Origin of the sequence: Pseudomonas nitroreducens, from assembly GCF_010994165.1 — a bacterium.
Classification (GTDB): domain Bacteria; phylum Pseudomonadota; class Gammaproteobacteria; order Pseudomonadales; family Pseudomonadaceae; genus Pseudomonas; species Pseudomonas nitroreducens.
In genome coordinates this window covers 21,818-48,401 of the sequence record NZ_WMBX01000008.1, presented here as the reverse complement: position 1 = coordinate 48,401, position 26,584 = coordinate 21,818, and the positions used below count along the sequence as shown (strand labels likewise).

The following is a 26,584-nucleotide window of genomic DNA, read 5'->3' as shown; positions in this document are numbered from 1 at the left end:
TGCGGTGCAATGAGTTGAAATTGGCACACTATCAGGATGAGGAATCAGCAGCCCGTCGCAATTGGCTCCCTATCTGGATGGAAGGCTTACGTACCTAACGACCGACGACACCTGGAGCGACCGACGACCTATACCAGCAGCCCATAGCTTTTGTGGGCGGGAAGGCGGAGGGAGGGAGTGTCCGAGGGAGAAGGGCGAGGACGACCGCGAAGCGGGCGGACGAGAGTAAGTGATGATGAATAGGTTATATATGAGATCAAGTCATCGATGGGTCAGAGTTATCTGTATCTGCGAGGGGGGTTGGGGGGGAGTTGGTGCTCCCCCTTCCGATTCTGGTGCCGACGCTTACTTGGCTTGAATGGCGAGTCCCGGTACAGAAGGATACTTGGCGAGCTCTTCCACGATTCTTGAAAGGGGCATGGTTCCGTAATCCCTGCTAACACTGCCATCGCTATGCCCCGTGATGGCGTCGTGGATATCCTCAGGGATACCTGCCCCCCTGCTTAGGGTCTTGAGCGTGTGTCGAAAGCCGTGGGAGGGGCTGGCAGGGCTGCTGATGTGCGCCACCTCTCTCAGGTACTTGGCCCAGGCCTTACCCCAGTTCGCGCCGTAGAAGCCCGCTGGAGAGGCTTTGAGGTGGGGGAATAGCTGCCCCCTCGGAGGTAGGTTGTCCGCGTACTCCAGAAAGCCTAGGTGGATCAGGTCGGGGTGAAGGGGGACACGGCGCCGGCTACCTTCTGTCTTGACGGTGCGCCCATCGGTGGGGGTGCTAGGGCCTCTAGGAGCCTCTTCATGAGTCGCCAGAATCGATAGGTAGGGAACCCCTGCCTCGTCCCTCATTACGTCAGCAGCGGCGAGCTGGGCAAGCTCTTCGCGACGGGCTCCTGTGTAGTACATGAGCAGGGGTAGCCAGTACCACGCTTTCCCGAAGTCTTGGCGAGGGGGTTGCCATCCTGCATGGGTGAACACCGGGCTGCTGAATATTTCCTGGAGCTCGGTCGCGGTGTAGTCCTTCCTGCGTCGGGCTCCTTTGGTGACTGCGGTTTTGCTGGCAGCCTTTGCTACTCCCGATGCTTCCACGGGGTTTTCCTTGATCCAATCCATGCGAACGGCGTAGCCCAGCACAGCGGACAAGGCGCGGAGTCGATTGCGTATGGTCGCGGTAGATAGCAGGGGAAGGGACTCTGCTTTGGCTTTATCAATCAGTGCCTGAGCCGTAAGTTTCGCCGCTCCCTTGGTCTTCACTGGCATTTCAGCCAGCTTGGCCCGGTAGTTTTGCACCGTACCACGGGTGATCTTATCGACTTGCATGTCCCCGAAGAGCTCGGTGAATCGGCGAATGGTGCTGCGAAACTCATCCAGAGTCTTCCGTGTGCTGCGGTTGTCGCCGTCATCCAGCGTCTTGGCTTTAGCGTAGCTTTCAAAGCATGCGAGAAGCTTGGTTGTCTGGGTGTTTCCCTGACGCCTAATATCGAGTGGCTGCTGATCGATGAGATCGACTTTTGCCAGCCAGTCGCCTTCGTGCCTCTGCTTCGCTAGGTCCGAAAGTCTTAGCAGGTGATCGCGAAATGCCGCTACTAGGGCAGACCGCGTTGTCGAATTGGCTGCTGGCAGCGGTATGTGTTCGGCTTTAAGAGTTTGCCGGGCGTTCGACAGGGCTTCTGCATCGATATCTGTCTCGCTTCCCGTGTCCAGTGCTTCGCGGAGACTAATCCATTCCTGCTCCTCGACGGGCCCGAAAGGAGACTCCCAGGTTGTTATCGTCCCAGGCATAAGGCAGGTCCTGAACTCTCCGGTCCTCTCCATTTCATCGAGGCACCTGCGAAACCAGCGAGCAGCCAACTGCTGGATATCGCGATGACCAAGCGACTCTGTGCCTGCTAGTTGCGCGCGTGCTATCGAGAAGGCTTCTTCGCTCTTGCTGTACTCGGCGGCAAAGCGTGCTTTCGCTTCGCTGGGATCGCGTGTCTTGAGAGATCGCTTGTACTCGCGGCCAAGGACGCTACGCAGTTCATCGGGAACGCGGCGGCGGAGGTAGAACACTCCGCTCGTGGGATGCTTGAAGGGCTGTGCCATGAAGGATCGTGCGCGGTATCGGGGTGATCCGCTGATCATACGGCTGGAGTCGGCCATGTGTACCCACCTTGTGTACCAGTCGGGTGGGCTTTAGCCATGCCTCAGAAAGACAAAACCCCTGATCTCTTTCAAGATCAGGGGCTTAGGTGTCTTGGTGCCCAGGGACGGAATCGAACCGCCGACACGGGGATTTTCAATCCCCTGCTCTACCAACTGAGCTACCTGGGCAACGTGGCGCGCATTAAAAGGGTTTTCGGAAAGGGTGTCAAGCGTGCCGCGAAAAAATTTTTCAAATAATACCGGAGCTTACGCGCTGGGCGGGACGTAGCCTTCGGCCTGCGCGTATTCCTCGCCGCTGAGGAACTTGTCCATTTCGGTGCTGAGGAACTTGCGATCCTCGGCGTTCATCATGTTCAGGCGACGCTCGTTGATCAGCATGGTCTGGTGCTTCTGCCATTCTTCCCAGGCTTTCTTCGAAACGTGCTCGTAGATGTCCTGGCCCTTGGCCCCGGGATAGGGCGCGCGATCGAGGCCGGGCAGCTCTTCTTTGTATTTGCGGCACATCACCAGTCGGGTCATGACATTTCTCCTGCGTTCAACACGTCGGCGGCTCGTTTGAGCAGCTTCTTCACCGGGGCGGCAAGGCCGAGCCGGGGCGGGGTGGCGAGGTTATACCAGAGCCAGTCGGCCTCGGCCACGGCGGGGGTTGCGTCTTCGACGCGCACCAGCCAGGGCTCGATGGCCAGCTGGAAGTGGCTGAAGGTATGGGTCAGGCCGGGCAGTTCGCGGCGCTCGCCCAGGCGAAGGGCGTGGCGCTGGGCCAGCGGGTCGAGGGCGGCCAGGTCCTCCAACTCGGGGAAGCTCCACAGGCCGCCCCAGAGGCCGGTCGACGGACGGCGATAGAGCAGGATGTCGCCCTCGCGATTGGCCAGGATCGGCATCAGCGTGCGCTTCTGCGGCAGCGCCTTGCGCGGCTTGGACACCGGGAAATCGGTCTCGCGGCCGAGGAAGTGCGCGCGGCAGCCCTCACGCAGCGGGCAGAGCAGGCAACTCGGCTTGCTGCGGGTGCAGAGCGTGGCGCCCAGGTCCATCATCGCCTGGGTGTAGTGGTTGACCCGCTCCTGTGGCGTGAAGCGTTCGGCGGCGTCCCACAGTTGCTTGGCCACTTTCGGCTCGCCCGGATAGCCGTCGCAGGCCAGGTAGCGCGCCAGCACGCGCTTGACGTTGCCGTCGAGGATCGGCGCGCGCAGGCCCATGGAGATGCTGGCGATGGCGCCGGCGGTGGAGCGGCCGATGCCAGGCAGCTCGGCGAGCTGCTCGACGTCACGGGGGAATTCGCCGCCGTGCTGCTCCATGACCCGCTTGGCGGTCTTGTGCAGATTACGGGCGCGGGTGTAGTAGCCCAGGCCCGTCCACAGGTGCAGTACTTCGTCTTCCGGCGCATTCGCGAGATCGGCCACGGTGGGCAGCGCCGTCATGAAGCGGTCGTAGTAGCCCATCACGGTGCTGACCTGGGTCTGCTGCAGCATGATTTCCGAGACCCACACCCGATAGGGCGTGATGTTCTGCTGCCAGGGCAGGTCATGGCGGCCGTGCGTGTCGAACCAGTCGAGCACGGCCGAGTTGAAGCTTTGCGGGGTCACTTCTTGAACAGCCCTTTGAGTGCGTCTTTGAGTTCGGGACTGACCTTGTCGCCGAGCTTCTCTTCGAGTTTCTGGTTCAGCCGGTCCCCGGCCAACCGTGCGGCGATCTTGCCGATGCCGTCCTTGTCCAGGCGACAGGCCTTGGCGCCCAGCTCCAGCGGGCCGCGGCAGCGCAGCGGCCACTCGATGCCGACATAGCGCTTGTTCACTTCGCAGGCCGGATCGGGCATGTCGCTCTTGTCGCCTTCGATGGTCACGCCGACGCGGTAGTCCATGCCCAGTACACGCAGGTCGAGGTCGCCGTCAGCCTTGACGGTCAGGCCGGGAATGCTGGCCTTGAGGTCCGGGTTGCTGGCCACGCCGTTGCGGAAGGTGAGGTTGCCCTGCAGTTCGCGGAACGGGGTGTCCTTGCCGCCGTGCTCGGCGGTCAGCGACTTGCGGTTGAGCGTGGCGATGCCCTGGCACAGTTGTTGTTCGAGGTTGGCGTTGAGCAGCACGCCCTGGGTCATGACGAAGCGCGCGGTGCCGTTGAGGTTGTCGATCCAGGCCTTTTGACTGTTGCCCTGGGTGGTGATGTCGGCATCCAGATCGAGCAGGCCCTTTACCGGCGGCTTCTGGCCCTGGGATTCGAGCAGGCGCTCCACCGGTATGTCGGCGATGTGTTTCTTGGCCTTCAGCGTCGGTACGTCCTGGCGCACGTCGAGGCTGGCGCTCGCGTTGAACCTGCCGTCGTAGAGCTCGCCGCGCATGTCGTCGAGGTTGAGCAGGCCACCCTGGCCGCGCAGCTTGAGCACGGCGTTGTCGATGGGCAGCTTGTCCAGGATCAGCTGGCCGAGGGTCAGGCTGGCGTCCAGGTCCAGTGCACGCAGGCGGGCGATAGGCAGCAGCGGCGTGTCGCTCCAGGCCTGCTGGGTCGGCTGGTTGGGCAGCGGAGTGTCGCCTTTGATAGCGCTCTGCTCGGTACTGGCAACTTCAGCCTTGCGTGCGCTGTTGGTGGCGTCCTGGGCCTGCTTGACCTTGGCCGGCAGGTAGCGGTCGAGGTTCAGCTTGTCGCCGGACAACTGGGCGCGGATGGCCTGCTTGCCGAAGTCGGCGATGCCGAGGTTGCCGCTGAAGCTGCTGTCGTCCAGCTTCAGCTTGAGGTCGTTCAAGGTCAGGCTGTTGCGGGTGCCGCTGACGCGGGTGGCCAGTTCGAGCTTGGTGAGGGTGGTGGCGTCGGCCATTTCCGGCAGGGTCTGGCCGATGCTTTCGAGGAATTCGCGCAGATTGAACGGCGCCAGCGACAGGCCGCCATCGAACTTGGGTTCCTTGTCCAGCTCGCGGGCCTTGATCTCGCCGAGGGCGCGCAGCTGGTTGACGGTGACCTTCAGGCCATTCCACTCGGCAACCTGGGCTGCCTGGTCGAGTACCAGCTGGCCCTGGGCACTGTAGTTGGCGGTCTTGCCCTGGAACTGGTCGCCGGAAACTTCGCCGGAGAGCTTGGCGTCTTCGAGCTGGTAGCGCTTGAGCGCGCGGTCGAAGCGCAGGTTGCCGGTCAGTTCGGTGCGGGCGCGGATCACCGGCTGGTTGGTGCCCAGGTAGGCGCTGAGCTTGAGCGGGATGTTGCTGCCTTCGCGGATGGCCCCGGTGGTCAGCTCGAGACCCTCGACGCTGTAGGTCTTGCCGCTCTGGGCGTCGGCGTAGTCGATACGCGCGTTCTTCACGTTGAGGCTGTCGATGTCCAGCTTCATCGCCTGGTGGGATTGCTGGGCGTCGGCCTTGGCCTGCTCGGTCGGTACGGGCGCTGGTTGTGCGGCAGGCGGCGTGCCGGCGGCGGGCTGGGCGGGCTTGCCGATGCTTTCCCAGTTGCCGACGCCGGCCTTGTCCCTGTTCAGGGAAAGGGTCAGGCCTTCGACGCGGATATCGCTCATCTGCACTTCCTTGCGCAGCAGCGGCAGCACGCGCACGGACATGGCCAGCAACTGGGCGTCGGCAAACGGCTTGTCCGGGGTCTGCAGGCTCGCCACGCTGGTGTCATGCAATTCCAGCCCGAGCCAGGGGAACAGGCTCCAGCCGATATCGCCCTTGAGGTTCAGTTCGAGGTTGGCCTTGTCCCGGGCGAGCTGGCGGATCTCGTCCTTGTAGTCGTTCGGGTCGAAGAAGTGGGTCAGCAGGAAGCCGGCGGCGACGATGAGCAGCAGCAGGACCAGGGCAATGATGCCGATGAGTTTGCCGAACGCTTTCATGGACGGGTCCTTGTTCAGGCGGCGAATGGAATGGCGAAGGAGTATACCAATGACGCGCCGGCACCCCAGCCCGCAGGGCAGGGTGGCGTTATTGCGGAGTTGGAACGGGGACGCGGCGCTCGGTTCCCGTCATGAACGCGATCAGGTCGTTTCCAGTGTCAGGCCGAGATGCTCGGCGAAAACAGCCGCTTCGTGTTTGCCGTCAGGTGCTGTCAGCCGCAGCGCGGCCCCTTGCAGCACAGCCAGGCGCTGCGCCTCTTCGAGCAGGCGGCGGGCCACGCCGCGTCCGCGGGTGACCTGGCGCACGCAGAGGCGGGAAAGCCGCCAGGTATCGCCATCGCGCTCGATCCAGGCGGCGCCCAGCAGGCGATCATTGAAGCGCCCGGTGAACAGCAGGCCGTCGGCAAGTCCACGTTCGACCAGCTCGCCGGCGTCTGGGAAGGGCGCCAGCAGCCAGTCGGGCGCGTCGGCGTAGATCTTCAGCAGGTCCTGGCGGTCCTGGTCGCTGGGCTGGGTCAGGTGCTGGACGACGACGGGCATGCTCGATCCTCGTATTCGGGCCGCGCAGTGTAGGACCATCGGCCAGCGCCGACCACCGCCCGTAGCGGCGCAGCGCCCTGCGCGCCTATAATGCCGGCCCTTCTTATAATTACGTGCAGTGTTAGCTGTGGAGCTGGTGATGGCCGAACGCAAGGCATCCGTCGCGCGCGACACCCTGGAAACCCAGATCAAGGTTTCCATCGACCTGGATGGAACGGGCAAGGCCCGCTTCGATACCGGGGTTCCCTTCCTCGAGCACATGATGGACCAGATCGCCCGCCACGGCCTGATCGACCTGGACATCGAGTGCAAGGGCGACCTGCATATCGACGACCACCATACCGTCGAAGACATCGGCATCACCCTCGGCCAGGCCTTCGCCAAGGCTATCGGCGACAAGAAGGGCATCCGCCGCTACGGCCATGCCTACGTGCCGCTGGACGAGGCGCTGTCGCGTGTGGTCATCGACTTCTCCGGCCGCCCCGGCCTGCAGATGCACGTGCCGTTCACCCGCGCCAGCGTCGGCGGCTTCGACGTGGACCTGTTCATGGAGTTCTTCCAGGGCTTCGTCAACCACGCCAACGTCACCCTGCACATCGACAACCTGCGTGGGCACAACACCCACCACCAGATCGAAACCGTGTTCAAGGCCTTCGGCCGCGCGCTGCGCATGGCCATCGAACTGGACGAGCGCATGGCCGGCCAGATGCCGTCCACCAAAGGGTGCCTGTAATGCAGACTGTCGCCGTCATCGACTACGGCATGGGCAACCTGCACTCGGTGTCCAAGGCGCTGGAGCGCGTGGGCGCCGGGCGCGTACTGGTGACCAGCGACGCCAATGTGATCCGCGAGGCGGACCGCGTGGTGTTCCCCGGCGTCGGCGCGATCCGCGACTGCATGGCCGAGATCAAGCGCCTGGGCTTCGACAGCCTGGTGCGTGAAGTCAGCCAGGACCGTCCGTTCCTCGGCATCTGCGTCGGCATGCAGGCGCTGATGGAGCGTAGTGAAGAGAATGACGGTGTCGACTGCATCGGTCTGTTCCCCGGCCAGGTGCGCTTCTTCGGCAAGGACCTGCACGAGGACGGCGAGCACCTGAAGGTGCCGCACATGGGCTGGAACGAAGTGGCGCAGGGCGTCGACCACCCGCTGTGGCACGACATCCCGAACAACGCGCGCTTCTACTTCGTGCACAGCTACTACATCGAGGCGGGCAACCCGCGCCAGGTGGTCGGCCGCGGCCATTACGGGCGTGATTTCGCCGCTGCGCTGGCCGATGGCTCGCGCTTCGCCGTGCAGTTCCACCCGGAGAAGAGCCATACCCATGGCCTGCAGTTGTTGCAGAACTTCGCCGCCTGGGATGGCCGCTGGTAAGCCATGGCCCGCCAGAAGGACAAGCCCGCGATCCTCGAACTCGATGGCGCCCAGCGCCAGAGTGCGGCGCGGGCCATCCAGCGTTTCCTCGAAGACCGTTTCGAGCTGGATGTCGGCTCCTTCGAGGCCGAGGAGGCGCTGGATTTCTTCATGCGCGAGTTCGGCCCGCTGTTCTACAACAAGGCGATCTTCGACGTGCAATCTCACCTGAAAGACCGGTTCGAGAGCATCGAAAGCGACTTGTGGGCGCTCGAGAAGAGCTGACCCGACCCCATTCATCTTTGGATTCGAGCAGGTTCAACCCATGCTGATCATCCCCGCAATCGATCTGAAAGACGGCGCCTGCGTGCGCCTGCGCCAGGGCCTGATGGAAGACGCCACCGTCTTCTCCGATGACCCGGTATCCATGGCCGCCAAGTGGGTGGAGGGCGGATGCCGTCGTCTGCACCTGGTGGACCTGAACGGCGCCTTCGAAGGCAAGCCGGTCAACGGTGAAGTGGTCACCGCCATCGCCAAGCGCTACCCGAACCTGCCGATTCAGATCGGCGGCGGCATCCGTTCGCTGGAAACCATCGAGCACTACGTCCGCGCCGGCGTCAGCTACGTGATCATCGGCACCAAGGCAGTGAAGCAGCCGGAATTTGTCGCCGAAGCCTGCAAGGCATTCCCGGGCAAGGTCATCGTTGGCCTCGACGCGAAAGACGGCTTCGTCGCCACCGATGGCTGGGCGGAAGTGAGCTCGGTACAGGTCATCGACCTGGCCAAGCGTTTCGAGGCCGATGGCGTCTCGGCGATCGTCTACACCGACATCGCGAAGGACGGCATGATGCAGGGCTGCAACGTCGAAGCTACTGCTGCCCTGGCCAACGCCACGCGCATTCCGGTGATCGCTTCGGGCGGCATCCACAACCTGGGCGACATCCAGAAGCTGCTGGACGCCCGCACACCGGGCATCGTCGGCGCCATCACCGGTCGCGCGATCTACGAAGGCACCCTGGACGTCGCCGAGGCCCAGGCACTGTGCGACGCCTTCAAGGGCTGAGCTGAACCACGGGGAACCCTGACATGGCACTGGCTAAACGCATCATTCCCTGCCTCGACGTGGACAACGGCCGCGTGGTGAAGGGCGTCAAGTTCGAGAACATCCGCGATGCCGGCGACCCGGTGGAAATCGCCCGTCGCTACGACGAGCAGGGCGCGGACGAGATCACCTTCCTCGACATCACCGCCAGCGTCGATGGCCGCGACACTACTCTGCATACCGTCGAGCGCATGGCCAGCCAGGTGTTCATCCCGCTGACCGTGGGCGGCGGCGTCAGGACAGTGCAGGACATCCGCAACCTGCTCAATGCCGGTGCGGACAAGGTCTCCATCAACACCGCCGCGGTATTCACCCCGGAATTCGTCGGCGAAGCCGCCGCGCGCTTCGGCTCGCAGTGCATCGTGGTCGCCATCGACGCCAAGAAAGTGTCGGCCCCCGGCGAAACCCCGCGCTGGGAAATCTTCACCCACGGCGGCCGCAAGCCTACCGGGCTGGATGCCGTGGAGTGGGCGAAGAAGATGGAAGGCCTGGGCGCCGGTGAAATCCTGCTGACCAGCATGGATCAGGACGGCGTCAAAAGCGGCTACGACCTGGGCGTGACCCGCGCCATCAGTGAGGCTGTGGGCGTTCCGGTGATCGCTTCCGGCGGTGTCGGCAACCTGGAGCACCTGGCCGCCGGCATCATCGAAGGCAAGGCCGACGCGGTTCTGGCGGCGAGCATCTTCCACTTCGGCGAGTACAGCGTGCCGGAAGCCAAGGCTTACCTGGCCAGCCGCGGCATCGTCGTGCGCTGATCCCTTCCGGGCCGGGGTTCTCCCGGCCCGATGGCTCTATCGCGAGCCTTTCTCTCCTGCGTCCGGTGGCCGCATCCCCTTCCTGCGCACGAAGCTTGCTAGCCGAAGGCTTCAGTCAAGGTAATGGCGTATCCATGTCCCGTTGCCATATTCATAGGGTTTATTGGCGTCAATTCTCCGAGTAAGCTCTCCGCCTTCTCAGAAATGTCATACGCAGGAAATATCTCGATGCTGAAGCGCATTCTGCTCGCATGGCTAGGCTGCGGCCTGCTTCTGGCCGGTGCGGCAAGGGCCGAAACGGATTCTTCGGATTACAGCGTGGTGCTGCTCACCGAGAACTTCCCCCCTTACAACATGGCCATCAACGGCAAGAACTTCGCCCAGGAAGACAGCATCGACGGCATCGCCGTGGATATCGTCAAGGAGATGTTCAAGCGCGCCGGCGTGCAGTACAGCCTGACCCTGCGCTTCCCCTGGGACCGCATCTACAAGCTGGCGCTGGAGAAGCCCGGCTACGGCGTGTTCGTCACCGCCCGCCTGCCCGAGCGCGAAAGCCAGTTCAGGTGGGTCGGCCCGATCGGTCCGGACGACTGGGTGCTGCTGGCCAAGGCCGACAGCCCGATCAGCCTGAACAATCTGGACGAAGCGAAGAAATATCGCGTCGGCGCCTACAAGGGCGACGCCATTGCCCAGTACCTGAGCGAGCACGGCTTCGAGCCGGTGCTGGCGCTGCGTGACCAGGAGAACGCCGCCAAGCTGCGCGACGGCCAGATCGACCTTTGGGCCAGCGGTGACCCGGCGGGTCGCTACCTGGCCAAGCAGGTTGGCGTCACCGGCCTGAAGACCGTGCTGCGTTTCAATAGCGACCAGCTGTTCCTCGCGCTGAACCGCGAGACCCCGGATGCCGTGGTGCAGAAGCTGCAGGCGGCGCTGGACAAGATGCGCGCCGAAGGTTTCGTCGACGACGTACTCAACAGTTACCTGTGACACCCGAAGGCCGGCTACTCGCCGGCCTTCGTGTTTGGCGCCGACATCCCTCGGCGCCGGTTTTGCCACGGAAGGCAGACGAGCGAAGTATTCCGTCCCCTCTGCAGGGATGCCGCAAGCCCAATAACGATAACCAAGCGAGCGGTATGACCATGCTGAAAGTCCTGATCAAGACCCTGACCCTGGGTCTGTTGCTGGGGGCCGCCACGGCCCGCGCCGAGTTGCCCGCCGATTACAAGATGGTGCTGCTCACCGAGAACTTCCCGCCGTTCAACATGGCGGTGGACGACAAGAACTTCGCCCGTGATGAGGGTATCGACGGCATCAGCGCCGATATCGTTCGCGAGATGTTCAAGCGCGCCGGCATCCAGTACAGCCTGAGCCTGCGTTTCCCCTGGGACCGCCTGTACAAACTGGCCCTCGACAAGCCCGACTACGGGCTGTTCTCCACCACCTATACGCCCGAGCGCGTGCCGCTGTTCAAGTGGGTCGGGCCGATCGCCAAGACCCACTGGGTGCTGCTGGCGCCGCCGGGCAGTTCGATCAAGGTGAAGGACCTCAAGGACGCCGCCAAGTACAAGCTCGGTGCCTACAAGAACGACGCCGTCAGCCAGAACCTGGAGAGCCAGGGCATCCCGGTGCTCAACGCGCTGCGCGATCAGGAAAACGTGAAGAAGCTGACCACCGGCGAAATCGACCTCTGGGCCACCACCGATCCCGTGGGTCGCTACCTGGCCAAGCAGGAGGGCGTGTCCGGCCTGCAGACCGTGCTGCGTTTCAATGAGGCGCAGTTGTACCTGGCGATCAACAAGGATACGCCGGACGAGGTGGTGGCCAAGCTGCAGAAGGCGCTGGACGAGATGCGCGCCGATGGCTTCATCGAGCAGGCGACCAATAACTACCTGTAAGCAGGGACGGGTGTGCGGGATGACCGGCTGAAGATTTGGCTGCACTCCGCTCAGTCGGCTCCCTCTCCCTGAAGGGAGAGGGAGTTATCCGTGCGCTTGGCGGGTGCAGTGCTCGCCGGGAAAGTCAGCGGTAAATCCCATCCCGCCCATGCCCCGCCATGGCGCGGTTGCCGCGCTCGGCGATCATCAACGGCGGTTTCACCAGCTCGAAGCCCTGGGCCTTCAGCGTCGGCAAAACACGCTTGAGCACCGCCAGGGTCGCCGGCTTCGGGTGGCCGATCATCACCACCGTGCCCTGCTTGCGCGCCAGTTGCAGGCCGCGCTGCATCTGCTCCATCACTGCGGCTTCGCTCGGGTCGTCATCGAGGAATACGTCCCGCGAGAGGCTGGCGAGGCCGATCTTCTGCGCCTCGGCGGCGGCTACGGTGGCAGCGCTGGTGCGGCTGTCGAGGAGGAACAGATGGCGGCGCTGCAGCTCCGCGGCCAGCCAGGCCATGGCCGGGCGGTCGGCCGTCATGCGGCTGCCTTCGTGGTTGTTCAGGCCTTGCACATAGGGGACTTTTGCCAGCGCGGCGTCCAGACGCCGAGCTCTTTCGTCCTGGGTCAGCTCAGGGCTCCAGGCGAAGTCACCGCGGGCCGGGTCCATCGGCATGTGCAGCATCACGGTGCGCCCGCGCTGGTGCGCCTCGCGCGCAAGCTCGGCGGCGTGGGGCGTGTCGGGGATGATCGCCAGGGCGATGGCGGAGGATATGTCGAGCACCTGGCGGTCGCGCGCCAGATTCTGCCCGAGGTCGTCGATGACGATGCTGACCAGCGGCTTGCTGCCATCCGGCCGGGGCGCGGCGGCCACCGGCAGGCACAGCAACGCACCCAGGCACAGGCTCAGTAGCAGCCGGGCCGGGCGCATCGGTCAGTTGTTGCCGCGGCTGACGCTGAGTCCTTTCAGCAGGCTGAGGGCTTGGCTGAGCTGGTAGTCGCCATCCTGCGGGCGATCCTCCGGCGGCTTGCCGGAGGCGGTCGGACGATCCTGGCCACCATTGCCGTTGGCCAGGTGGCCCTGCAGGTCGGCTTCCTTGAACCCGTCGAACTCGCTCTTCTCGCGGGTCACCTTGGCGCGTTCCACCTCAATGTCCGGGGTGATGCCCTGGGCCTGGATGGAGCGGCCGTTGGGGGTGTAGTACAGCGCGGTGGTGAGCTTCAGGGCGCGGTCGTTGTTCAGCGGCAGCACGGTCTGCACCGAGCCCTTGCCGAAGCTGTCGGTGCCCATGAGGATGCCGCGCTTCTGGTCCTGCAGAGCGCCGGCGACGATTTCTGCCGCCGAGGCGCTGCCGCCGTTGATCAGTACCACCAACGGCACACCGTCGCTCGGGTCGGCCGGATCGGCGGAGAAGCGCAGCTCGGAGTTGGGGATGCGGCCCTTGGTGTAGACGATCAGACCCTTGGTGAGGAAGGCGTCGGCCACTTCCACCGCCGACTGCAGCACGCCGCCAGGGTTGTTGCGCAGATCCAGGATCACGCCCTTGAGCTTACCCTTGTTGTCGTTGCGCAGCTTGGCCAGCGCCTTGACGGTCTCCTCGCCGGTGTTGACCTGGAACTGGGTGATGCGCAGGTAGCCATAGCCCGGTTCGAGCATCTGGCTCTTCACGCTCTTGACCTTGATGATGGCGCGCTTGAGGGTGACGTCGAACGGCTTGCCGCCGCCGCGCACGATGGTCAGGGTGATCGGCGAGCCAGCCTTGCCGCGCATGCTGTCCACCGCCTCGTTCATCGACTGGCCCTTGGTCGGCTTGCCGTCGATCTTGACGATCAGGTCGCCCGGCTGGATGCCGGCGTTGGCGGCGGGGGTGTCGTCGATCGGCGAGATCACCTTGACGAAGCCATCCTCGCTGCCGACCTCGATGCCCAGGCCACCGAACTCGCCGCTGGTGCTTTCCTGCAGCTCGGCGAATTCTTCCGGGCCGAGGTACGCCGAGTGCGGGTCGAGGTTGCTGAGCATGCCCTTGATGGCATTCTCCAGCAGCGTCTTGTCGTCCACCGGTTCCACATAGGCCGCCTTCACCCGGTCGAGGACCTCGGCAAAGGTGCGCAGCTCATCGAGCGGCAGCGGAGCCTCCTTGCCGTTGGCCGCAGCAGATGCGGCCGGCGCGTCGGCGGCCTGGACCGCACCGACGCCGAGCAGCAAGGCCAGGGCCAGGGTAGTAAGACGGAAAGCTTGCGACATGTTTGGCTCCTAATGCGTGATCGCCGCTTATCCTTGCGTGCGACACCAGGTCGAAGGGTCCGCCGGGCGGCCCTGATGGCGAATGGCAAAATACACCGCCGGGGTACTCTGACCCCCGCTGGCTCCCACGGTTGCAATGGGATCGCCCGCTTTGACGGTATCGCCGGCGTCCTTCAGAAGACTTTGATTATGCCCATAAAGGCTCAGGTAGCCACCACCGTGGTCGAGAATCACCAGTAGGCCGGAGCCGCGCAGCCAGTCAGCGAACACCACGCGGCCGCCATGTACGGCACGCACGGTGCTGCCGGCAGAAGCGCCGATCAGTACGCCGTCCCAGGTGGCACGGGGGTCGTCGCCACGCGGGCTGCCGAAGCGCGCCAGCACGCGGCCATCCACCGGCCAGGGCAGCCTGCCCTTGGTGGCGGCGAAGGCTCCGCCGAAACCCGCGCCGCTGGAAACCAGCGGGCCGCTGTAATCGGGGCGCTTCGAGGGCGTGTCCGGCTTCTCGCCGCGTGCCGCCAGTTCCTGCTCGCGCTTGACCCGCTCGCGCTCGGCGGCCAGGGCGCGCTGCCGCGCTTCCTCGGCTTCGCGGGCCTGGCGGGCGAGGGTTTCCTCGATGGTCTTGAGTACCTTGTTGAGGTCCTCCTGGCTCTGTTCGCGGTCCTTGAGCTTGCTGCTGCCGTCCTTGAGATCGCTGTTGAGCTTGGCCAGGGTCTCCTGGCGCGCCTTGCGGGCGTCGGCCAGTTCCTGGCGACGGGCTTCCAGGGCGCTCTGCTGGGCGACCTGCTCGTCCTTCTGCGAGGTGATTTCCTGCTCGACGTTGCTCAGCTGGCGCAAGGTCTCGTTGAAGGCGGAGAGCTGCTCCAGGCGCGCCTTGTTGATGTAGTCGTAGTAGGTGAGGGTGCGGCTGAACTTCTCCGGGTGCTCCTGGTTCAGCAGCAGCTTGAGGTATTCCTGGCGGCCGCTCTGGTAGGCGGCGCGGGCCTGGATGGCGATCAGACGCTGCTGCTCAAGGCGCGCGCCCTGGAGTTTTTTTTTCTCTGAATCGAGGCGCTGCAGTTCTTCCTCGTTCTTCTTCATCTCGTCCTGGATCTGCTTGATCTGCTTCTCCAGGTCGCCCATCTGGGTCTCGGTGGACTTGAGCTGCTTCTGCACCCCGGACTTTTCGTCCTGGATGTTCTTCAGGTTTTTCTTCAGCTCGTTGATGTCTTTCTGCGTCTGCTCCAGCTGACGCTGGGCGTCGGCGCGTTCGTCGGCAACGGCCGGGAGCGGGCTCAGGAGGCAGATCAGCAGCAGCGGGAGGAGGGCGCGAGGCATTGGGCGGCGGGGACCTGAAGTCTGGACGGCCTAGTATGCCCGTGGCGGGCATTAAAAAAAACGCCCCAGGCCGCATGGCGTGGGGCGTTTGCTCTGACCGACGGGAGGTGGCTCACGTTCCCGCCAGATCGACAGCCATTAAAGCAGGGTGACGATCGATTTCCCGGTCATCTCTTTTGGCTGCTCCAGACCCATCAGGTTCAGCAGGGTCGGGGCCACATCGGCGAGTACGCCGCCCTCGCGGATGCTCAGCTTGCGCTTGCCGACATAGACGAAGGGCACCGGCTCGCAGGTGTGCGCGGTGTGCGCCTGGCCGGTCATGGCGTCTTCCATCTGCTCGACGTTGCCGTGGTCGGCGGTGATCAGCGCTTCGCCGCCGACCTTGTCCAGCGCCTCGACGATGCGACCGACGCAGGTATCCAGGCACTCGACGGCTTTCACCGCGGCTTCGAACACGCCGGTGTGGCCGACCATGTCGCCGTTGGCGTAGTTGACGATGATCACGTCGAAGCGCTGGTTCTCGATGGCGTCGACGATCTTGTCGGTGACCTCCGGCGCGCTCATTTCCGGCTGCAGGTCATAGGTGGCGACCTTGGGCGAGGGGATGAGGATGCGTTCTTCGCCTTCGAACGGCTCTTCACGGCCGCCGGAGAAGAAGAAGGTCACATGGGCGTACTTCTCGGTCTCGGCGATGCGCAGCTGGGTCTTGCCGTTCTTGGCCAGGTATTCGCCCAGGACGTTGTCCAGGGATTCGGGCTTGAACGCGCAGGGGGCCGGAATGCTCGCCGCGTACTGGGTCAGCATCACGTATTCGGCCAGGTGCAGCTCGCGCTGGCGCGGGAATTCCTTGAAGCCCGGCTCGACGAAGGCGCGCGACAGCTCGCGGGCACGGTCGGCGCGGAAGTTCATGAAGACCACGGCATCGCCATCTTCCACCCGCACCTGTGCGCCGATGCGGGTGGCCTTGACGAATTCGTCGCTCTCACCGCGCTCGTAGGCGGCGTTCAGCGCGCCCTCGGCGGTCTCGGCGGTGAATTCGGCAGTGCCGTCGGTGATCAGGTTGTAGGCGGCTTCGACGCGGTCCCAGCGATTGTCGCGGTCCATGGCGAAGTAGCGGCCGATGATGCTGGCGGTACGGCCCTTGCCGATGCGGGCGAAGGCGTCGTCGAGCAGCTTCAGCGACGGCTCGGCGCTCCTGGGCGGCGTGTCGCGACCGTCGAGGAAGGCGTGCAGGTAGATTTTCTCGGCGCCACGCTGGGCGGCCAGCTCGGCCATGGCGATCAGGTGGTCCTGGTGGCTGTGTACGCCACCGTCGGAAAGCAGGCCGAGGATGTGCACGGCCTTTCCGGCATTCGCTGCCTTGTCCACGGCGCCAGTCAGCACGGGGTTCTGGAAGAACTCGCCATCGCGGATGGCCTTGGTGACGCGGGTGAAGTCCTGGTAGACGACACGGCCTGCGCCCAGGTTCATGTGGCCGACCTCGGAGTTGCCCATCTGGCCGTCGGGCAGGCCGACGTCCATGCCGGAGCCTGAGATCAGGCCGTTGGGCTGGCTGGCCAGCAGGCGGTCCCAGTTGGGCTTCTTCGCGGCATAGATGGCGTTGTATTCCGGGCTCTCGCTATGGCCGAAGCCGTCCAGAATGATCAGGACCAGCGGTTTGGGCGTTGCAGTCATAGTTACGGCTCTTTCCGAGAATAGGGGTCAGAAAAGGACACATATTTTACCTTTTGGTGCCGACAGACGCCATGATCCCTAGGGTTCAGCCGTCAGATACGCGCGTGTATACTGGCCGGCATTTTTACGTCTGGATGTCCTGCGCATGTCTTCGTTTCTTCCTCGTCTGATCGAATTCGCCACCCACCACTACCTGCTGGTCGGTGCCCTGGTCATCCTGCTGGTACTGCTGGCCCTGCACGAAATGCGCAAGGGCGGCCGCGCGCTGTCCACCCGCGAGCTGACTGCCATGGTCAACGCCGAGCAGGCCGTGGTGCTGGATATCCGTCCCACCAAGGAGTTCACCACCGGTCACATCGTCGGTGCTCTGAATATCCCGGCGGACAAGCTGAACGCCCGCATGAGCGAGCTGGACAAACACAAGGCCAAGACCATCATCGTGGTCGATGGCATGGGGCAGCACTCGGGCACCTGGTGCAGCGTGCTGCAGAAGGCTGGCTACACCGCCGCCAAGCTTTCCGGCGGTATCGGCAGCTGGCGTGGCGACAACCTGCCCCTGGTGAAGTGAGATGCCGTCGACCTTGATCTACACCAGCGCGTGGTGCCCTTATTGCATCCGCGCCAAGGCCCTGCTGGACAAGAAGGGTGTCGCCTACGAGGAAATCTCCGTGGACGGCAAGCCTGGCGTTCGCGCCGAGATGGCCAGCAAGGCGGGCCGCACTTCGGTGCCGCAGATCTGGATCGACGGAACCCACATCGGCGGCTGCGACGATCTTTACGCGCTGGAACGCGCGGGCAAGCTGGATACGCTGCTCTCGGCGTGATCCCTCATTCTGAAACGATGCACAAGAAGGTCCCGAAATGACTGAACAAGCCAGCAACGGCGCAGCCGAACAAGACAACAACCCGCAGTTCTCGCTGCAGCGCATCTACGTACGCGACCTCTCCTTCGAGGCCCCCAAGGCTCCGGAAATCTTCCGCCAGGAGTGGCAGCCGGCCATTTCGATGGACCTGAACACCCGTCAGAAGCAGCTGGACGGCGACTTCTACGAAGTGGTCCTGACCGTTTCGGTGACCGTGAAGAACAACGAGGAAACCGCTTTCATCGTTGAGGTGCAGCAGGCCGGCATCTTCCTGATCAAGGGCCTGGACGCTTCCAGCATGAGCCACACCCTGGGTGCCTTCTGCCCGAACATCCTCTTCCCGTACGCTCGCGAAACCCTGGACAGCCTGGTTGTCCGCGGTTCTTTCCCGGCGCTGATGCTGTCCCCGGTGAACTTCGATGCGCTGTACGCGCAGGAAATTGCCCGTATGCAGGCTTCCGGCGAGATCCCGGCTCAGTAATCACTGACGCCCGACGAGAAAGGCGCCTTCGGGCGCCTTTTTCTTTGCCTGCGATCTGGGGTGGTCAAAATTTGCACAACATTGTGCGAGCTACGAGCCGCATGGCCTGTGCATGGTTATCCACAGGCTGTTCCGTCGGTTGCTCAGAGTTGCTGTGGGTAAGCGCTGCTGCTCTTCGTGGGAGCGCGCTTGCTTGCGAACAGTCTGGCTGTAGCTGAGGGAGTCCGGCGTTCGCGAGCAAGCTCGCTCCTGTAGAAAGGAAATGCGGGCTGAGCGTTCAAGTTTGGTGCATGCGCACTAGCAGGGCGCAGGTGCAGCGACACTCGACGCGCCGGGAAATGTCTGGGGAGTGCTGCCGTCAGCGCGTTTCAGTTATCGGGTAGAAATCGCTGAAAGCCTTATGCGGCAAGGCCTGTAGGGTCTTTTCGTGTCGTGCCTCCGCTCGCCGTCAAGGCCCTGGGCCGATTTTGGCACGCCCTCTGCAATACCCCTGACAACAGCGATTTCAGGGGCCTCGGTACAGGCAGGCTGGGGAACCCCTCTTTTACATCTTGCGAGCGTGCAGCCCGAAGCGGCGGCCGTCGCAGCCGGTTCGGGGGTCCTGGTACAGGCAGGCCGGGAAAGCCCCCTTTTTATGCCCGCAGGCGTGCCACGGCGCCCTGCGCACCCGTTAGGGGTCCTGGTACAGGCAGGCCGGGGAAACCCCTCTTTTATGCCCGCGAACCTTCGCTCGAAGGCTTCGCCTCCCACTTCGGGGCCCCGGACCAGGCAGGCCGGGAATACCCCGCTTTTATTCGGGCCGCGCGCTGATGGTCAGGCGCCACCGGCCCTCGACTTCGGTGCTGTCCCAGGTACCTTGCAGGCGCCGGGTCGACAGCAGCGTCAGCAGAAGCCCTTCTCCTTGCGGCTCCAGTCTCCAGCGCACCGGCGCATCATCGATCCGCAGTTGCCCCTGCTGTGCCGTGGCAACGGCTTCGATCTGCAGCACCAGTGCGCCGTCCTGATGGCCGGCGCGAACGGCCGGCTGCGCGTCCAGGGTGAGTACCAGGCCATCGGTCGCAGGCTCTATGGCGAGGATCCGGGTTGGCCCTTCGTGCGGCGGATTGACCAGGCGGCCTATCATCAGGCCCAGCAGCAGGCCCAGCACACTCAGTGAAACCATCACTTTCAGCCAGGGCCTGGGCCGCATTTGCTCCTTTGCGGGAGTAGAATGCCCGCCGTTCTCAGGCTCGGAGCGCTGCATGTTCCACGTAATCCTTTTTCAACCGGAAATTCCCCCCAACACCGGCAACATTATCAGGCTGTGCGCCAACGCGGGCGCAAGCCTGCACCTGATCGAGCCGCTGGGCTTCGAGCTGGACGACAAGCGCCTGCGTCGCGCCGGGCTGGATTACCACGAGTACGCCAGCGTGCGGCGCTACGCGAGCCTCGAGCAATGCCTGGAACAGCTCGGCCGCCCGCGCCTGTTCGCCTTCACCACCAAGGGTTCGCAGCCATTCCATGAAGTGGCCTACGAGCGTGGCGACGCTTTCCTCTTCGGTCCGGAAAGCCGTGGGCTGCCCGAGGAAGTGCGTGACGCGCTGCCGCCGGAGCAGCGCGTGCGCCTGCCGATGCGTCCGGGTTGCCGCAGCCTGAACCTGTCCAATACCGTCGCCGTGACCGTCTATGAAGCCTGGCGTCAACACGGCTTCGCCATGGACTGAGCGTTTTTTGTACGGCCCACGCCAACCCGCGTCGGGCGTGAAGCGCAGCGGCTTGCCCCAAGCTTATCCACAGGCAGGCGCACAGCCGATGTGGGCAACCCGCAAATTCCTGCACAGAAACCGAGCAAACTCCCAGACCGCGCATGCTCTGGGCTGTAGCACGTTCCTTCCCCGTTCCGTGCACAGTGTTATCCACAGGTTCTGGGGGTAAATGCTACCGGGATGTGACCTGGTTTAATGGGCATTGATGGCGGCCGTGGCCCCCACTTACAGCCAATGACGCGCTCGCCAACTGTGAAGGAGCGGACTTCGTCCGCGAGCGGTCAGCCCCGCACCGCGCTGCGGGGTTTGGCACGGCAACACAAGAAAAAGGGGCCTTCGGCCCCTTTCCAGTGGAACGACTTCAGTCGTCGCCGTCCTCGTCCGGGCCGTCGATCTTCATGCCCAGTTCCTTGATCTTGCGAGTCAGGGTATTACGGCCCCAGCCCAGCAGCACGGCGGCGTCGCGGCGGCGGCCGGCGGTGTGCTTGAGCGCGGTCTCGATCATGATCCGCTCGAACGCCGGCACGGCGGTGTCCAGCAGGTTCGACTGCCCGCGTCCCAGTGCCTGGTCGGCCCAATGGCGCAACGCCTGCTCCCAGTTGGCGGCCGGCACGCTGTCCTGCGGCTGGGTCATCAGCTCCGGCGGCAGGTCGTCGATATGCACCTCACGGCCCGAAGCCATGACGGTGATCCAGCGGCAGGTGTTCTCCAGCTGGCGCACGTTGCCCGGCCAGCCGAGGTTCTTCAGGTATTCCTCGGTTTCCGGCTTGAGCAGCTTCGGCTCGACTGCCAGCTCCTGCGCCGCGCGGGAAAGGAAGTGTCGGGCCAGTGCCGGGATGTCCTCGCGGCGGTCGGCCAGGCGCGGAATGTGCACCCGGATGACGTTCAGGCGGTGGAACAGGTCCTCGCGGAACTTGCCTTCGCGCACCAGGTTTTCCAGGTTCTGGTGAGTGGCGGCGATGATCCGCACGTCCACCTTCACCGGGGTGTGGCCACCCACCCGGTAGAACTCGCCGTCGGCCAGTACGCGCAACAGGCGGGTCTGGGTGTCGGCCGGCATGTCGCCGATTTCGTCGAGGAACAGCGAACCGCCATCGGCCTGCTCGAAGCGGCCGCGCCGCTGGTTGGCTGCGCCGGTGAAGGCGCCTTTCTCGTGGCCGAACAGTTCGGACTCCATCAGATCCTTGGGGATCGCCGCCATGTTCAGCGCGATGAACGGCGAAGCCGCGCGCGGGCTGTGGCGGTGCAGGGCGTGGGCGACCAGCTCCTTGCCGGTGCCCGATTCGCCGTTGATCAGCACGGTGATGTTGGAGTGGGAGAGGCGGCCAATGGCGCGGAATACTTCCTGCATCGCCGGCGCCTCGCCGATGATCTCCGGGGTGCGTGTCTGGTTGGCCGGGGCTTCCAGGCCCTGCTGCTCCTGGGCGTGCTGGTTGGCGCGCTTGACCAGGGAGACGGCCTCGTCGACGTCGAACGGCTTGGGCAGGTATTCGAAGGCGCCGCCCTGGTAGGAGGCCACGGCGCTGTCCAGGTCCGAATGCGCAGTCATGATGATCACCGGCAGGCGCGGGTGCACCTCGCGGATCTGCGCCAGCAAATCCAGGCCGCTGGAACCGGGCATGCGGATGTCGGAGATGATCACGTCCGGTTGTTGCCGGCCCAGGCGGCTCATCACGCTGTCGGCGCTGTCGAAGCTGACGGTGGTCATGCCTTCCTGCTGCAGGGCTTTTTCCAGCACCCAGCGGATGGAGCGGTCGTCGTCGACGATCCAGACGGTCTCTGATCGGCTCATGGTCAATGGACTCCTTGTTCCAGGGGCAGGAACAGACTGAACACGGTGTGGCCGGGATGGCTCTCGCATTCGATCAAGCCCTGGTGCTGGCTGATGATGTTCTGGGTGATGGCGAGGCCCAGGCCGGTGCCGTCGGCGCGGCCGCTGACCATGGGATAGAAGATGGTGTCCTGCAGTTCAGCCGGAATGCCGGGGCCGTTGTCGATGATCTCGACCTTGCACACGAGGCGATGGCGCGTGTGGCCGATGGTGAACTGACGCAGGGTGCGGGTGCGCAGGGTGATGCGCCCCAGCTTGAGTTCGTTCTGCGCGGCGATCGCCTGCATGGCGTTGCGCACGATGTTGAGCACCGCCTGGATCATCTGCTCGCGGTCGATCAGCAGATCCGGGATGCTCGGGTCGTAGTCGCGTACCAGCGGAATGGTGCCCTGGGTTTCGGCTTCGACGAGGCTGCAGACGCGCTCCAGCACTTCGTGGACGTTGGTCACCGAGAGCTGCGGGAGCTTGTTGGAGCCGAGCATGCGGTCCACCAGGTTCCTCAGCCGGTCGGCTTCCTCGATGATGACGTTGGTGTAGTCCTTGAGCGATTCGTCCGGCAGCTCGCGGGAAAGCAGCTGCGCCGCACCACGAATCCCACCCAGCGGGTTCTTGATCTCATGGGCCAGGCCGCGCACCAGGAGCTTGGTGGTCTCCTGCTTGGACAGTTGCGCCTCTTCCTTGGTGATCCGCAGCAGCCGGTCGCGAGGGTGGACTTCGAGTAGCAGCAGGGTGTCGCGACGGTCGAGAATCGGCGTCACCGCGTAGTCGACGGTGATGGTCTGGCCGGTCAGCGAGGTCAGGGTCGCTTCGCGCTTGGTGAAGGGGTGCGCCTCTTCCACGGCCTGGCGCAGCGACTGCAGTGCCTCGGGCGATTCGGTGAACAGCTCGCTGATGAATTGCCCATGGCTGCGCTGGCCACTGACTGCCAGCAGCATTTCCGCTGCCGGGTTCATGTACTCCAGGCGCAGCTCGGCGTTGAGCAGGATCACCGCCGTGGTGAGGTTGTCGAGCAACAGGCGGAGCTGGGTTTCTGTAGGCATGGCGTAGGAGATGTCTCAAGACTGTGCGGGAAAATGCAAGAAGCAAACCAGGCCCTGAAAAGACGCGTATTTCGCGGCATCGCGCTGATTTGCGGTGCGCAGGCGGCCAATCCGCTCAGCGGGAGTGACCCGAAATGGGGAGAGTATAGAAAGTGGTGCAGGCATATGCACCGATATGGTGCATTTGTGGCTGGTCGCACGCCGCCGTCAGCGACGGTCGGCGCTGAACGGTTGGCTGCGGTCGAGGTCGAGCGAGTCGGCCACGGAAACGCGGATCATGTGGAAGGGCTGGTTGGGCGTCTGCTCGATGGTGCGCCCGAGGGTGTCGATGATTTCCACCGACAGCTGGTGAGTGCCGCGATCGATGTTGTTCAGCGGGAAGACCGGGCTGCGGCCAGGGTCGCCGACCGGCTTGCCGTCCAGCAGCAGGCGGTAGAGGTGGCCGGGCAACAGGGCTGGGTCGCTGGTGGCGGAAACGATCAGGGCCCCGTCATTGGCGCGTACGGTGGCATCGGGCTCCGGCACGATGATGCGCAGCAACTGGTAGGCCGGCGGGCCGGGCGGCAGCGCGGGAGTGGCCGGTGCGTAGAGCGGCGGCGGCATCTGCACGCCGTTGGGCGAGCCGGGCTGGGAGTTGGTCGGCGCCAGTTGCAGCTTCTGCGCGTTGCCGCGCGGCGGCTGGTCAGTGAAGACGCGATTGCCGTCCTTGTCGATGTAGGTGTAGACCTCGGCACTGGCCGAGAGGCAGAACAGTACCGAGAGCAGGAAAACCACCAGATGACGCATCGTCAGTTGGCCTTGCGCGCAGGGCTGTTGGTGCTGATGCGTTGCAGGGTGAAGCTCACCGGACTGCTGGCCTGGATCACCCGGCTGCCCTGCAGCACCTGGACAGCCAGGGTGTGATCGCCACGGTCGATGTTCTGCAGGCCGATGCTGGTGCTGCTGGTCGGGACGCCGTAGGGCTGGCCGTCGAGCAACAGCTGCAATTGATGATCCGGCGCCAGGGGCGGCTGCACCACGACGTTCACCGTGAAAGTACCGTTGTTCTGGCGCAGCGCTTCGTCGTTCGGCAGGTTGCTCAGGGCGAGAATGGCATAGGCACCGGCAGGCTGGTTCTGGCTGCCGCTGACGGCGGGGACGATGGGAGCCTGCGGGCCGACAGTGTTGGTCGGTGGCAATTCCACGGGCTTGGCGTCGACGTTGGTCGGCGGCTGGTTGGTGAACACCGTCTTGCCGTTGGCGTCGGTGTACTTGTAGATCTGCGCGCTGGCTGGCAATGCGGCGGCGAGCAGCAGGGCGGTAAGGATCAGGCGCATGAAGAATCTCCGGATGGTCGTGCCAAGCCTTGCACCGCCGACGGCGGCTGGCAAGTTGCCTATTGTCTTTCAGCAGGGTGCCGCGCGTTGTGCGCTGCTGCTCGTCGAAGGACCTTTCCCGCGCGGGACGGGTCCGAGCCTGGCGCCCGCGTCTGTATGATGCGGGCGAGCGTCATTTTCCATCGGTGTGGGGTGTGCCTGTGATTTCGATTCGTTACCTGCTTCGTCAGTGGCTGCTGCTGTGCTGCCTGGGCCTCGGCTTGTCCGCCGCCGGTCCTGTGCTGGCGGCGCTACCCGGGCCGCTGGCCGGGGTGACGGGCGGTGGCGAGGCCAAGGTCAGCGATGCCCAGCTGGAGCAGTCGCTGAACCAGGTGATCAAGACCCTGGAGAATGACCAGCAGCGCGGCGATCTGCTGAAGAAACTCAAGCAGCTGCGCGATGCGACGCAGAAGGGTGCACAGGAGCAGGGCGGCGTGCTCGGCCTGATCGGCGATACCCTGGGCAGCCTGGAGAAGCAGTTCGAAGGCGCCAACAGCCCGATGGTGCGCTGGGCCGAGCTGTTCCAGGGGGCGGGCTACGAACTGGAAGTGCGTACGCCGTCGCTGGCGGAATGGCCGGGGATGATCCTCGATTTTGCCCTGGTCATCCTCATCTGGGCCTGCGTCGCCCTCGGCCTGCGCTGGATCGCCGGGCGCATGCGCAAGCGCTTCGGCCTGGAAGACGAGCTGCCACAGCATCCCAAGACCCGCGACCTGCTGCTGTTCGCCTTGCGCAAACTGGGCCCCTGGCTGGTCGCCTTCCTGATTACCGTCTACCTGTCGGTTGTCCTGCCCAGCTCGCTCGGCAAACTGGTGGCGATGGTGATCGCTTACACCCTGGTGTGCGGCACGCTGTTCTCCGCCCTTTGCGTGATCTCCCTGTCGCTGCTCAGCGGTCCGCACCGCATGCGCGCGCTGGATATCCTGCGCCGTCGGGCCTTCCGTCCGCTCTGGCTGATCGGCAGCCTCGCCGCACTGGGCGAGGTGATGCACGACCCGCGCGTCATCGAGAGCCTGGGCATGAACATCTCGCTGTTCGTCGGTTCGGTGGCGAACATCTGCGCGGCGCTGCTCACCGCGCTGTTCGTCCTGCAGTTCCGCCGCCCCATCGCACACCTGATCCGCAACCAGCCGCTGGAACGCCGGCTCAAGCGCCGCGGCCTGAGCGACCTGGTCGAGCTGATCGGCTCGATCTGGTTCCTGCCGGTGCTGGTGCTGGTGGGCATTTCGCTATTCGCCACCATCGTTACTGCCGGCGACAGCAGCTACGCACTGCGCCGGGCCCTGGTCTGCGCCGTCGTGGCGGTGGTGGCGATGACCGTCAACGGCCTGATCCGTCGCGCGCACCAGCGCTCTGCCCGGCGCGGTGCGCGTCGCCATGCGCCCTACATCGAGCAATTGCAGAGCTTCGGCTACACGCTGCTGCACATCGCCAGCCTGCTGTTCTTCCTGGAGATCGGCCTGCGCGTCTGGGGCATGTCGCTGATCCGCTTCGCCGAGGGCGACGGCTCGCAGATCAGCCTCAAGCTGTTCAGCTTCGGCACCACCCTGCTGGTCGCCTGGCTGGTCTGGATCCTCACGGACACCGCCGTGCAGCACAGCCTCGGACTGGGCGGCAAGAAGAGCGCCAATGCCCGCGCCCTGACCATGCTGCCGCTGATCCGCAACGTACTGTTCGTGACCATCGCGGTGATCGCCCTGATCGTCGCCCTGGCCAACATGGGCATGAACGTCACGCCGCTGCTCGCCGGTGCCGGTGTGATCGGCCTGGCCATCGGTTTCGGCGCGCAATCGCTGGTGGCGGATTTGATTACCGGCCTGTTCATCATCATCGAGGACTCGCTGTCCATCGACGACTACGTCGACGTCGGCGGCCACCTCGGCACGGTGGAGGGCCTGACCATCCGCACCGTGCGCCTGCGCGACCTGGACGGCGTGGTGCACACCATCCCGTTCAGCGAGATCAAGAGCATCAAGAACTACTCGCGCCAGTTCGGCTACGCCATGTTCCGCTGGCCGGTGCCGGCGAGCATGCCGATCGACGACGCGCTGGCGCTGGTCAAGGAAGTCTCCGGCGAGCTGCGCACCGACCGCACCATCAACCGCGCCATCTGGTCGCCACTGGAAATCCAGGGTATCGAGAGCTTCGATGCCGGCCAGGCGATCCTGCGCTTCCGCTTCAAGACCGCGCCGATCCGCCAGTGGGAAGTACAGCGGGCGTTCAACCTGCGCCTGCGGCAGAAGCTCGACAAGGCCGGGCTGGAGCTCTCCATGCCGCGCCTGAACGTGCAGCTTTCGCGCATGCGCAAATCGCGCCGCGAGGACGACGAGGAACAGGGCGTGCCGGCGGACGGTGGTATCTGACCCGGCCTCCCGTTGCAGAAACGGGCCTGCTCGCGATCAGATCAGTGCCAGGCGGTTCGCGAGCTGGCTCGCTCCTGCGGGGATGAGCTGCGGCGTTTTTCTGCAGGC

At 64.4% G+C, this 26,584-nt stretch carries 26 protein-coding genes and 1 tRNA gene; 12 read left to right on the top strand and 15 right to left on the bottom strand.

The window, feature by feature from the left end; all coding sequences use genetic code 11:
- Positions 1-345 precede the first annotated feature (345 nt).
- From GJV37_RS27980 to GJV37_RS27955, 6 genes are all read right to left on the bottom strand, one after another.
- Positions 346-2,076 (bottom strand): site-specific integrase, encoded by a 1,731-nt coding sequence (locus GJV37_RS27980; RefSeq protein ID WP_246228455.1) that lies wholly within the window; start codon positions 2,074-2,076, stop codon positions 346-348.
- Between the two features lie 152 nt (positions 2,077-2,228).
- A tRNA-Phe gene (locus GJV37_RS27975) sits at positions 2,229-2,304 on the bottom strand.
- A 78-nt stretch (positions 2,305-2,382) separates the two neighbouring features.
- The gene (locus tag GJV37_RS27970) at positions 2,383-2,655 is read right to left on the bottom strand and encodes an oxidative damage protection protein (RefSeq protein ID WP_037012291.1); all 273 of its coding nucleotides are present in this window, start codon (positions 2,653-2,655) and stop codon (positions 2,383-2,385) included.
- Positions 2,652-3,719 (bottom strand): A/G-specific adenine glycosylase, encoded by a 1,068-nt coding sequence (mutY, locus tag GJV37_RS27965; RefSeq protein ID WP_038803540.1) that lies wholly within the window; start codon positions 3,717-3,719, stop codon positions 2,652-2,654. The genes GJV37_RS27970 and mutY overlap by 4 nt, the downstream gene beginning before the upstream one ends.
- Positions 3,716-5,944, bottom strand: coding sequence for an AsmA family protein (locus GJV37_RS27960; RefSeq protein WP_170858984.1), 2,229 nt, complete (start codon positions 5,942-5,944; stop codon positions 3,716-3,718). The genes mutY and GJV37_RS27960 overlap by 4 nt, the downstream gene beginning before the upstream one ends.
- Positions 5,945-6,085: 141 nt before the next feature.
- On the bottom strand, positions 6,086-6,484 hold the full coding sequence (locus tag GJV37_RS27955) for an acetyl-CoA sensor PanZ family protein (protein ID WP_037012303.1): 399 nt from the start codon (positions 6,482-6,484) through the stop codon (positions 6,086-6,088).
- A gap of 139 nt (positions 6,485-6,623) precedes the next feature.
- On the opposite strand from GJV37_RS27955, the gene hisB reads away from it, so the two are divergent.
- The 7 genes from hisB to GJV37_RS27920 all read left to right on the top strand — a co-directional run bounded on the left by hisB (position 6,624) and on the right by GJV37_RS27920 (position 11,586).
- Complete coding sequence (gene hisB / locus GJV37_RS27950) at positions 6,624-7,217, top strand: imidazoleglycerol-phosphate dehydratase HisB (protein WP_015479330.1); 594 nt, start codon at positions 6,624-6,626, stop codon at positions 7,215-7,217.
- A complete protein-coding gene (gene hisH / locus GJV37_RS27945; protein WP_024762242.1) occupies positions 7,217-7,855 on the top strand; it encodes an imidazole glycerol phosphate synthase subunit HisH in 639 nt (212 codons plus the stop codon). Before hisB ends, hisH begins: the two co-directional genes overlap by 1 nt.
- 3 nt (positions 7,856-7,858) lie before the next feature.
- The gene (locus GJV37_RS27940; RefSeq protein WP_015479328.1) at positions 7,859-8,119 is read left to right on the top strand and encodes a DUF2164 domain-containing protein; all 261 of its coding nucleotides are present in this window, start codon (positions 7,859-7,861) and stop codon (positions 8,117-8,119) included.
- Positions 8,120-8,159: 40 nt separating this feature from the next.
- The gene (hisA, locus tag GJV37_RS27935) at positions 8,160-8,897 is read left to right on the top strand and encodes a 1-(5-phosphoribosyl)-5-[(5-phosphoribosylamino)methylideneamino]imidazole-4-carboxamide isomerase (RefSeq protein ID WP_024762243.1); all 738 of its coding nucleotides are present in this window, start codon (positions 8,160-8,162) and stop codon (positions 8,895-8,897) included.
- A gap of 23 nt (positions 8,898-8,920) precedes the next feature.
- On the top strand, positions 8,921-9,691 hold the full coding sequence (gene hisF / locus GJV37_RS27930) for an imidazole glycerol phosphate synthase subunit HisF (protein ID WP_024762245.1): 771 nt from the start codon (positions 8,921-8,923) through the stop codon (positions 9,689-9,691).
- Between the two features lie 231 nt (positions 9,692-9,922).
- Positions 9,923-10,678, top strand: a complete 756-nt coding sequence (locus tag GJV37_RS27925) for a substrate-binding periplasmic protein (protein WP_170859084.1) — start codon at positions 9,923-9,925, stop codon at positions 10,676-10,678.
- Between the two features lie 152 nt (positions 10,679-10,830).
- Positions 10,831-11,586 (top strand): substrate-binding periplasmic protein, encoded by a 756-nt coding sequence (locus GJV37_RS27920; protein ID WP_037012335.1) that lies wholly within the window; start codon positions 10,831-10,833, stop codon positions 11,584-11,586.
- 124 nt (positions 11,587-11,710) lie between these two features.
- Here GJV37_RS27920 and GJV37_RS27915 read toward each other — a convergent pair whose 3' ends face one another.
- The 4 genes from GJV37_RS27915 to gpmI form a co-directional block, all read right to left on the bottom strand.
- Positions 11,711-12,493, bottom strand: coding sequence for a divergent polysaccharide deacetylase family protein (locus tag GJV37_RS27915; RefSeq protein WP_170858982.1), 783 nt, complete (start codon positions 12,491-12,493; stop codon positions 11,711-11,713).
- 3 nt (positions 12,494-12,496) lie between these two features.
- Entirely contained in the window at positions 12,497-13,807 is a 1,311-nt protein-coding gene (locus GJV37_RS27910; RefSeq protein ID WP_024762247.1) for a S41 family peptidase, read from the bottom strand.
- A 27-nt stretch (positions 13,808-13,834) separates the two neighbouring features.
- Positions 13,835-15,124: a murein hydrolase activator EnvC family protein gene (locus GJV37_RS27905; protein WP_038803538.1), complete on the bottom strand. Its 1,290-nt coding sequence runs from the start codon at positions 15,122-15,124 to the stop codon at positions 13,835-13,837.
- Between the two features lie 138 nt (positions 15,125-15,262).
- Positions 15,263-16,798, bottom strand: coding sequence for a 2,3-bisphosphoglycerate-independent phosphoglycerate mutase (gene gpmI / locus GJV37_RS27900; RefSeq protein ID WP_084359704.1), 1,536 nt, complete (start codon positions 16,796-16,798; stop codon positions 15,263-15,265).
- Between the two features lie 145 nt (positions 16,799-16,943).
- Here gpmI and GJV37_RS27895 point away from each other — a divergent pair, with 145 nt between their 5' ends.
- The 3 genes from GJV37_RS27895 to secB are packed head-to-tail and all read left to right on the top strand — an operon-like array spanning position 16,944 to position 18,142.
- Positions 16,944-17,366 (top strand): rhodanese-like domain-containing protein, encoded by a 423-nt coding sequence (locus tag GJV37_RS27895; protein WP_024762248.1) that lies wholly within the window; start codon positions 16,944-16,946, stop codon positions 17,364-17,366.
- A 1-nt stretch (position 17,367) separates the two neighbouring features.
- Positions 17,368-17,622: a glutaredoxin 3 gene (grxC, locus tag GJV37_RS27890; protein WP_024762249.1), complete on the top strand. Its 255-nt coding sequence runs from the start codon at positions 17,368-17,370 to the stop codon at positions 17,620-17,622.
- Between the two features lie 37 nt (positions 17,623-17,659).
- Positions 17,660-18,142 carry a protein-export chaperone SecB gene (gene secB / locus GJV37_RS27885; protein ID WP_024762250.1) on the top strand — a complete coding sequence of 161 codons (483 nt, stop codon included), beginning with the start codon at positions 17,660-17,662 and terminating at the stop codon, positions 18,140-18,142.
- Positions 18,143-18,932: 790 nt separating this feature from the next.
- On the opposite strand, the gene GJV37_RS27880 is transcribed toward secB, so the two are convergent.
- Complete coding sequence (locus GJV37_RS27880) at positions 18,933-19,385, bottom strand: hypothetical protein (protein ID WP_170858981.1); 453 nt, start codon at positions 19,383-19,385, stop codon at positions 18,933-18,935.
- Here GJV37_RS27880 and trmL point away from each other — a divergent pair.
- Positions 19,384-19,845 carry a tRNA (uridine(34)/cytosine(34)/5-carboxymethylaminomethyluridine(34)-2'-O)-methyltransferase TrmL gene (trmL, locus tag GJV37_RS27875; protein ID WP_065086484.1) on the top strand — a complete coding sequence of 154 codons (462 nt, stop codon included), beginning with the start codon at positions 19,384-19,386 and terminating at the stop codon, positions 19,843-19,845. The genes GJV37_RS27880 and trmL overlap by 2 nt on opposite strands.
- Positions 19,846-20,248: 403 nt before the next feature.
- Here trmL and ntrC read toward each other — a convergent pair whose 3' ends face one another.
- The 4 genes from ntrC to GJV37_RS27855 form a co-directional block, all read right to left on the bottom strand.
- Positions 20,249-21,679, bottom strand: coding sequence for a two-component system response regulator NtrC (ntrC, locus tag GJV37_RS27870; RefSeq protein ID WP_024766654.1), 1,431 nt, complete (start codon positions 21,677-21,679; stop codon positions 20,249-20,251).
- Between the two features lie 2 nt (positions 21,680-21,681).
- Positions 21,682-22,758 (bottom strand): nitrogen regulation protein NR(II), encoded by a 1,077-nt coding sequence (gene glnL / locus GJV37_RS27865; protein ID WP_024766655.1) that lies wholly within the window; start codon positions 22,756-22,758, stop codon positions 21,682-21,684.
- 207 nt (positions 22,759-22,965) lie between these two features.
- Positions 22,966-23,544, bottom strand: a complete 579-nt coding sequence (locus GJV37_RS27860; protein ID WP_193453191.1) for a DUF4124 domain-containing protein — start codon at positions 23,542-23,544, stop codon at positions 22,966-22,968.
- Between the two features lie 2 nt (positions 23,545-23,546).
- Positions 23,547-24,074 carry a DUF4124 domain-containing protein gene (locus GJV37_RS27855; protein ID WP_024766657.1) on the bottom strand — a complete coding sequence of 176 codons (528 nt, stop codon included), beginning with the start codon at positions 24,072-24,074 and terminating at the stop codon, positions 23,547-23,549.
- A gap of 194 nt (positions 24,075-24,268) precedes the next feature.
- Between GJV37_RS27855 and GJV37_RS27850 the strand changes: the two genes are divergently transcribed.
- The gene (locus GJV37_RS27850; RefSeq protein WP_024766658.1) at positions 24,269-26,476 is read left to right on the top strand and encodes a mechanosensitive ion channel family protein; all 2,208 of its coding nucleotides are present in this window, start codon (positions 24,269-24,271) and stop codon (positions 26,474-26,476) included.
- Positions 26,477-26,584: the final 108 nt, after the last annotated feature.

What these genes read in the sequence shown, in the direction of transcription:
- GJV37_RS27980 (WP_246228455.1), bottom strand. Translation starts at nt 2,076, where the DNA reads ATGGCACAGCCCTTCAAGCATCCCACGAGCGGAGTGTTCTACCTCCGC.
- GJV37_RS27970 (WP_037012291.1), bottom strand. Translation starts at nt 2,655, where the DNA reads ATGACCCGACTGGTGATGTGCCGCAAATACAAAGAAGAGCTGCCCGGC.
- GJV37_RS27960 (WP_170858984.1), bottom strand. Translation starts at nt 5,944, where the DNA reads ATGAAAGCGTTCGGCAAACTCATCGGCATCATTGCCCTGGTCCTGCTG.
- GJV37_RS27955 (WP_037012303.1), bottom strand. Translation starts at nt 6,484, where the DNA reads ATGCCCGTCGTCGTCCAGCACCTGACCCAGCCCAGCGACCAGGACCGC.
- hisB (WP_015479330.1), top strand. Translation starts at nt 6,624, where the DNA reads ATGGCCGAACGCAAGGCATCCGTCGCGCGCGACACCCTGGAAACCCAG.
- hisH (WP_024762242.1), top strand. Translation starts at nt 7,217, where the DNA reads ATGCAGACTGTCGCCGTCATCGACTACGGCATGGGCAACCTGCACTCG.
- GJV37_RS27940 (WP_015479328.1), top strand. Translation starts at nt 7,859, where the DNA reads ATGGCCCGCCAGAAGGACAAGCCCGCGATCCTCGAACTCGATGGCGCC.
- hisA (WP_024762243.1), top strand. Translation starts at nt 8,160, where the DNA reads ATGCTGATCATCCCCGCAATCGATCTGAAAGACGGCGCCTGCGTGCGC.
- hisF (WP_024762245.1), top strand. Translation starts at nt 8,921, where the DNA reads ATGGCACTGGCTAAACGCATCATTCCCTGCCTCGACGTGGACAACGGC.
- GJV37_RS27920 (WP_037012335.1), top strand. Translation starts at nt 10,831, where the DNA reads ATGCTGAAAGTCCTGATCAAGACCCTGACCCTGGGTCTGTTGCTGGGG.
- GJV37_RS27915 (WP_170858982.1), bottom strand. Translation starts at nt 12,493, where the DNA reads ATGCGCCCGGCCCGGCTGCTACTGAGCCTGTGCCTGGGTGCGTTGCTG.
- GJV37_RS27910 (WP_024762247.1), bottom strand. Translation starts at nt 13,807, where the DNA reads ATGTCGCAAGCTTTCCGTCTTACTACCCTGGCCCTGGCCTTGCTGCTC.
- GJV37_RS27905 (WP_038803538.1), bottom strand. Translation starts at nt 15,124, where the DNA reads ATGCCTCGCGCCCTCCTCCCGCTGCTGCTGATCTGCCTCCTGAGCCCG.
- gpmI (WP_084359704.1), bottom strand. Translation starts at nt 16,798, where the DNA reads ATGACTGCAACGCCCAAACCGCTGGTCCTGATCATTCTGGACGGCTTC.
- GJV37_RS27895 (WP_024762248.1), top strand. Translation starts at nt 16,944, where the DNA reads ATGTCTTCGTTTCTTCCTCGTCTGATCGAATTCGCCACCCACCACTAC.
- grxC (WP_024762249.1), top strand. Translation starts at nt 17,368, where the DNA reads ATGCCGTCGACCTTGATCTACACCAGCGCGTGGTGCCCTTATTGCATC.
- secB (WP_024762250.1), top strand. Translation starts at nt 17,660, where the DNA reads ATGACTGAACAAGCCAGCAACGGCGCAGCCGAACAAGACAACAACCCG.
- trmL (WP_065086484.1), top strand. Translation starts at nt 19,384, where the DNA reads ATGTTCCACGTAATCCTTTTTCAACCGGAAATTCCCCCCAACACCGGC.
- GJV37_RS27880 (WP_170858981.1), bottom strand. Translation starts at nt 19,385, where the DNA reads ATGCAGCGCTCCGAGCCTGAGAACGGCGGGCATTCTACTCCCGCAAAG.
- ntrC (WP_024766654.1), bottom strand. Translation starts at nt 21,679, where the DNA reads ATGAGCCGATCAGAGACCGTCTGGATCGTCGACGACGACCGCTCCATC.
- glnL (WP_024766655.1), bottom strand. Translation starts at nt 22,758, where the DNA reads ATGCCTACAGAAACCCAGCTCCGCCTGTTGCTCGACAACCTCACCACG.
- GJV37_RS27860 (WP_193453191.1), bottom strand. Translation starts at nt 23,544, where the DNA reads ATGCGTCATCTGGTGGTTTTCCTGCTCTCGGTACTGTTCTGCCTCTCG.
- GJV37_RS27855 (WP_024766657.1), bottom strand. Translation starts at nt 24,074, where the DNA reads ATGCGCCTGATCCTTACCGCCCTGCTGCTCGCCGCCGCATTGCCAGCC.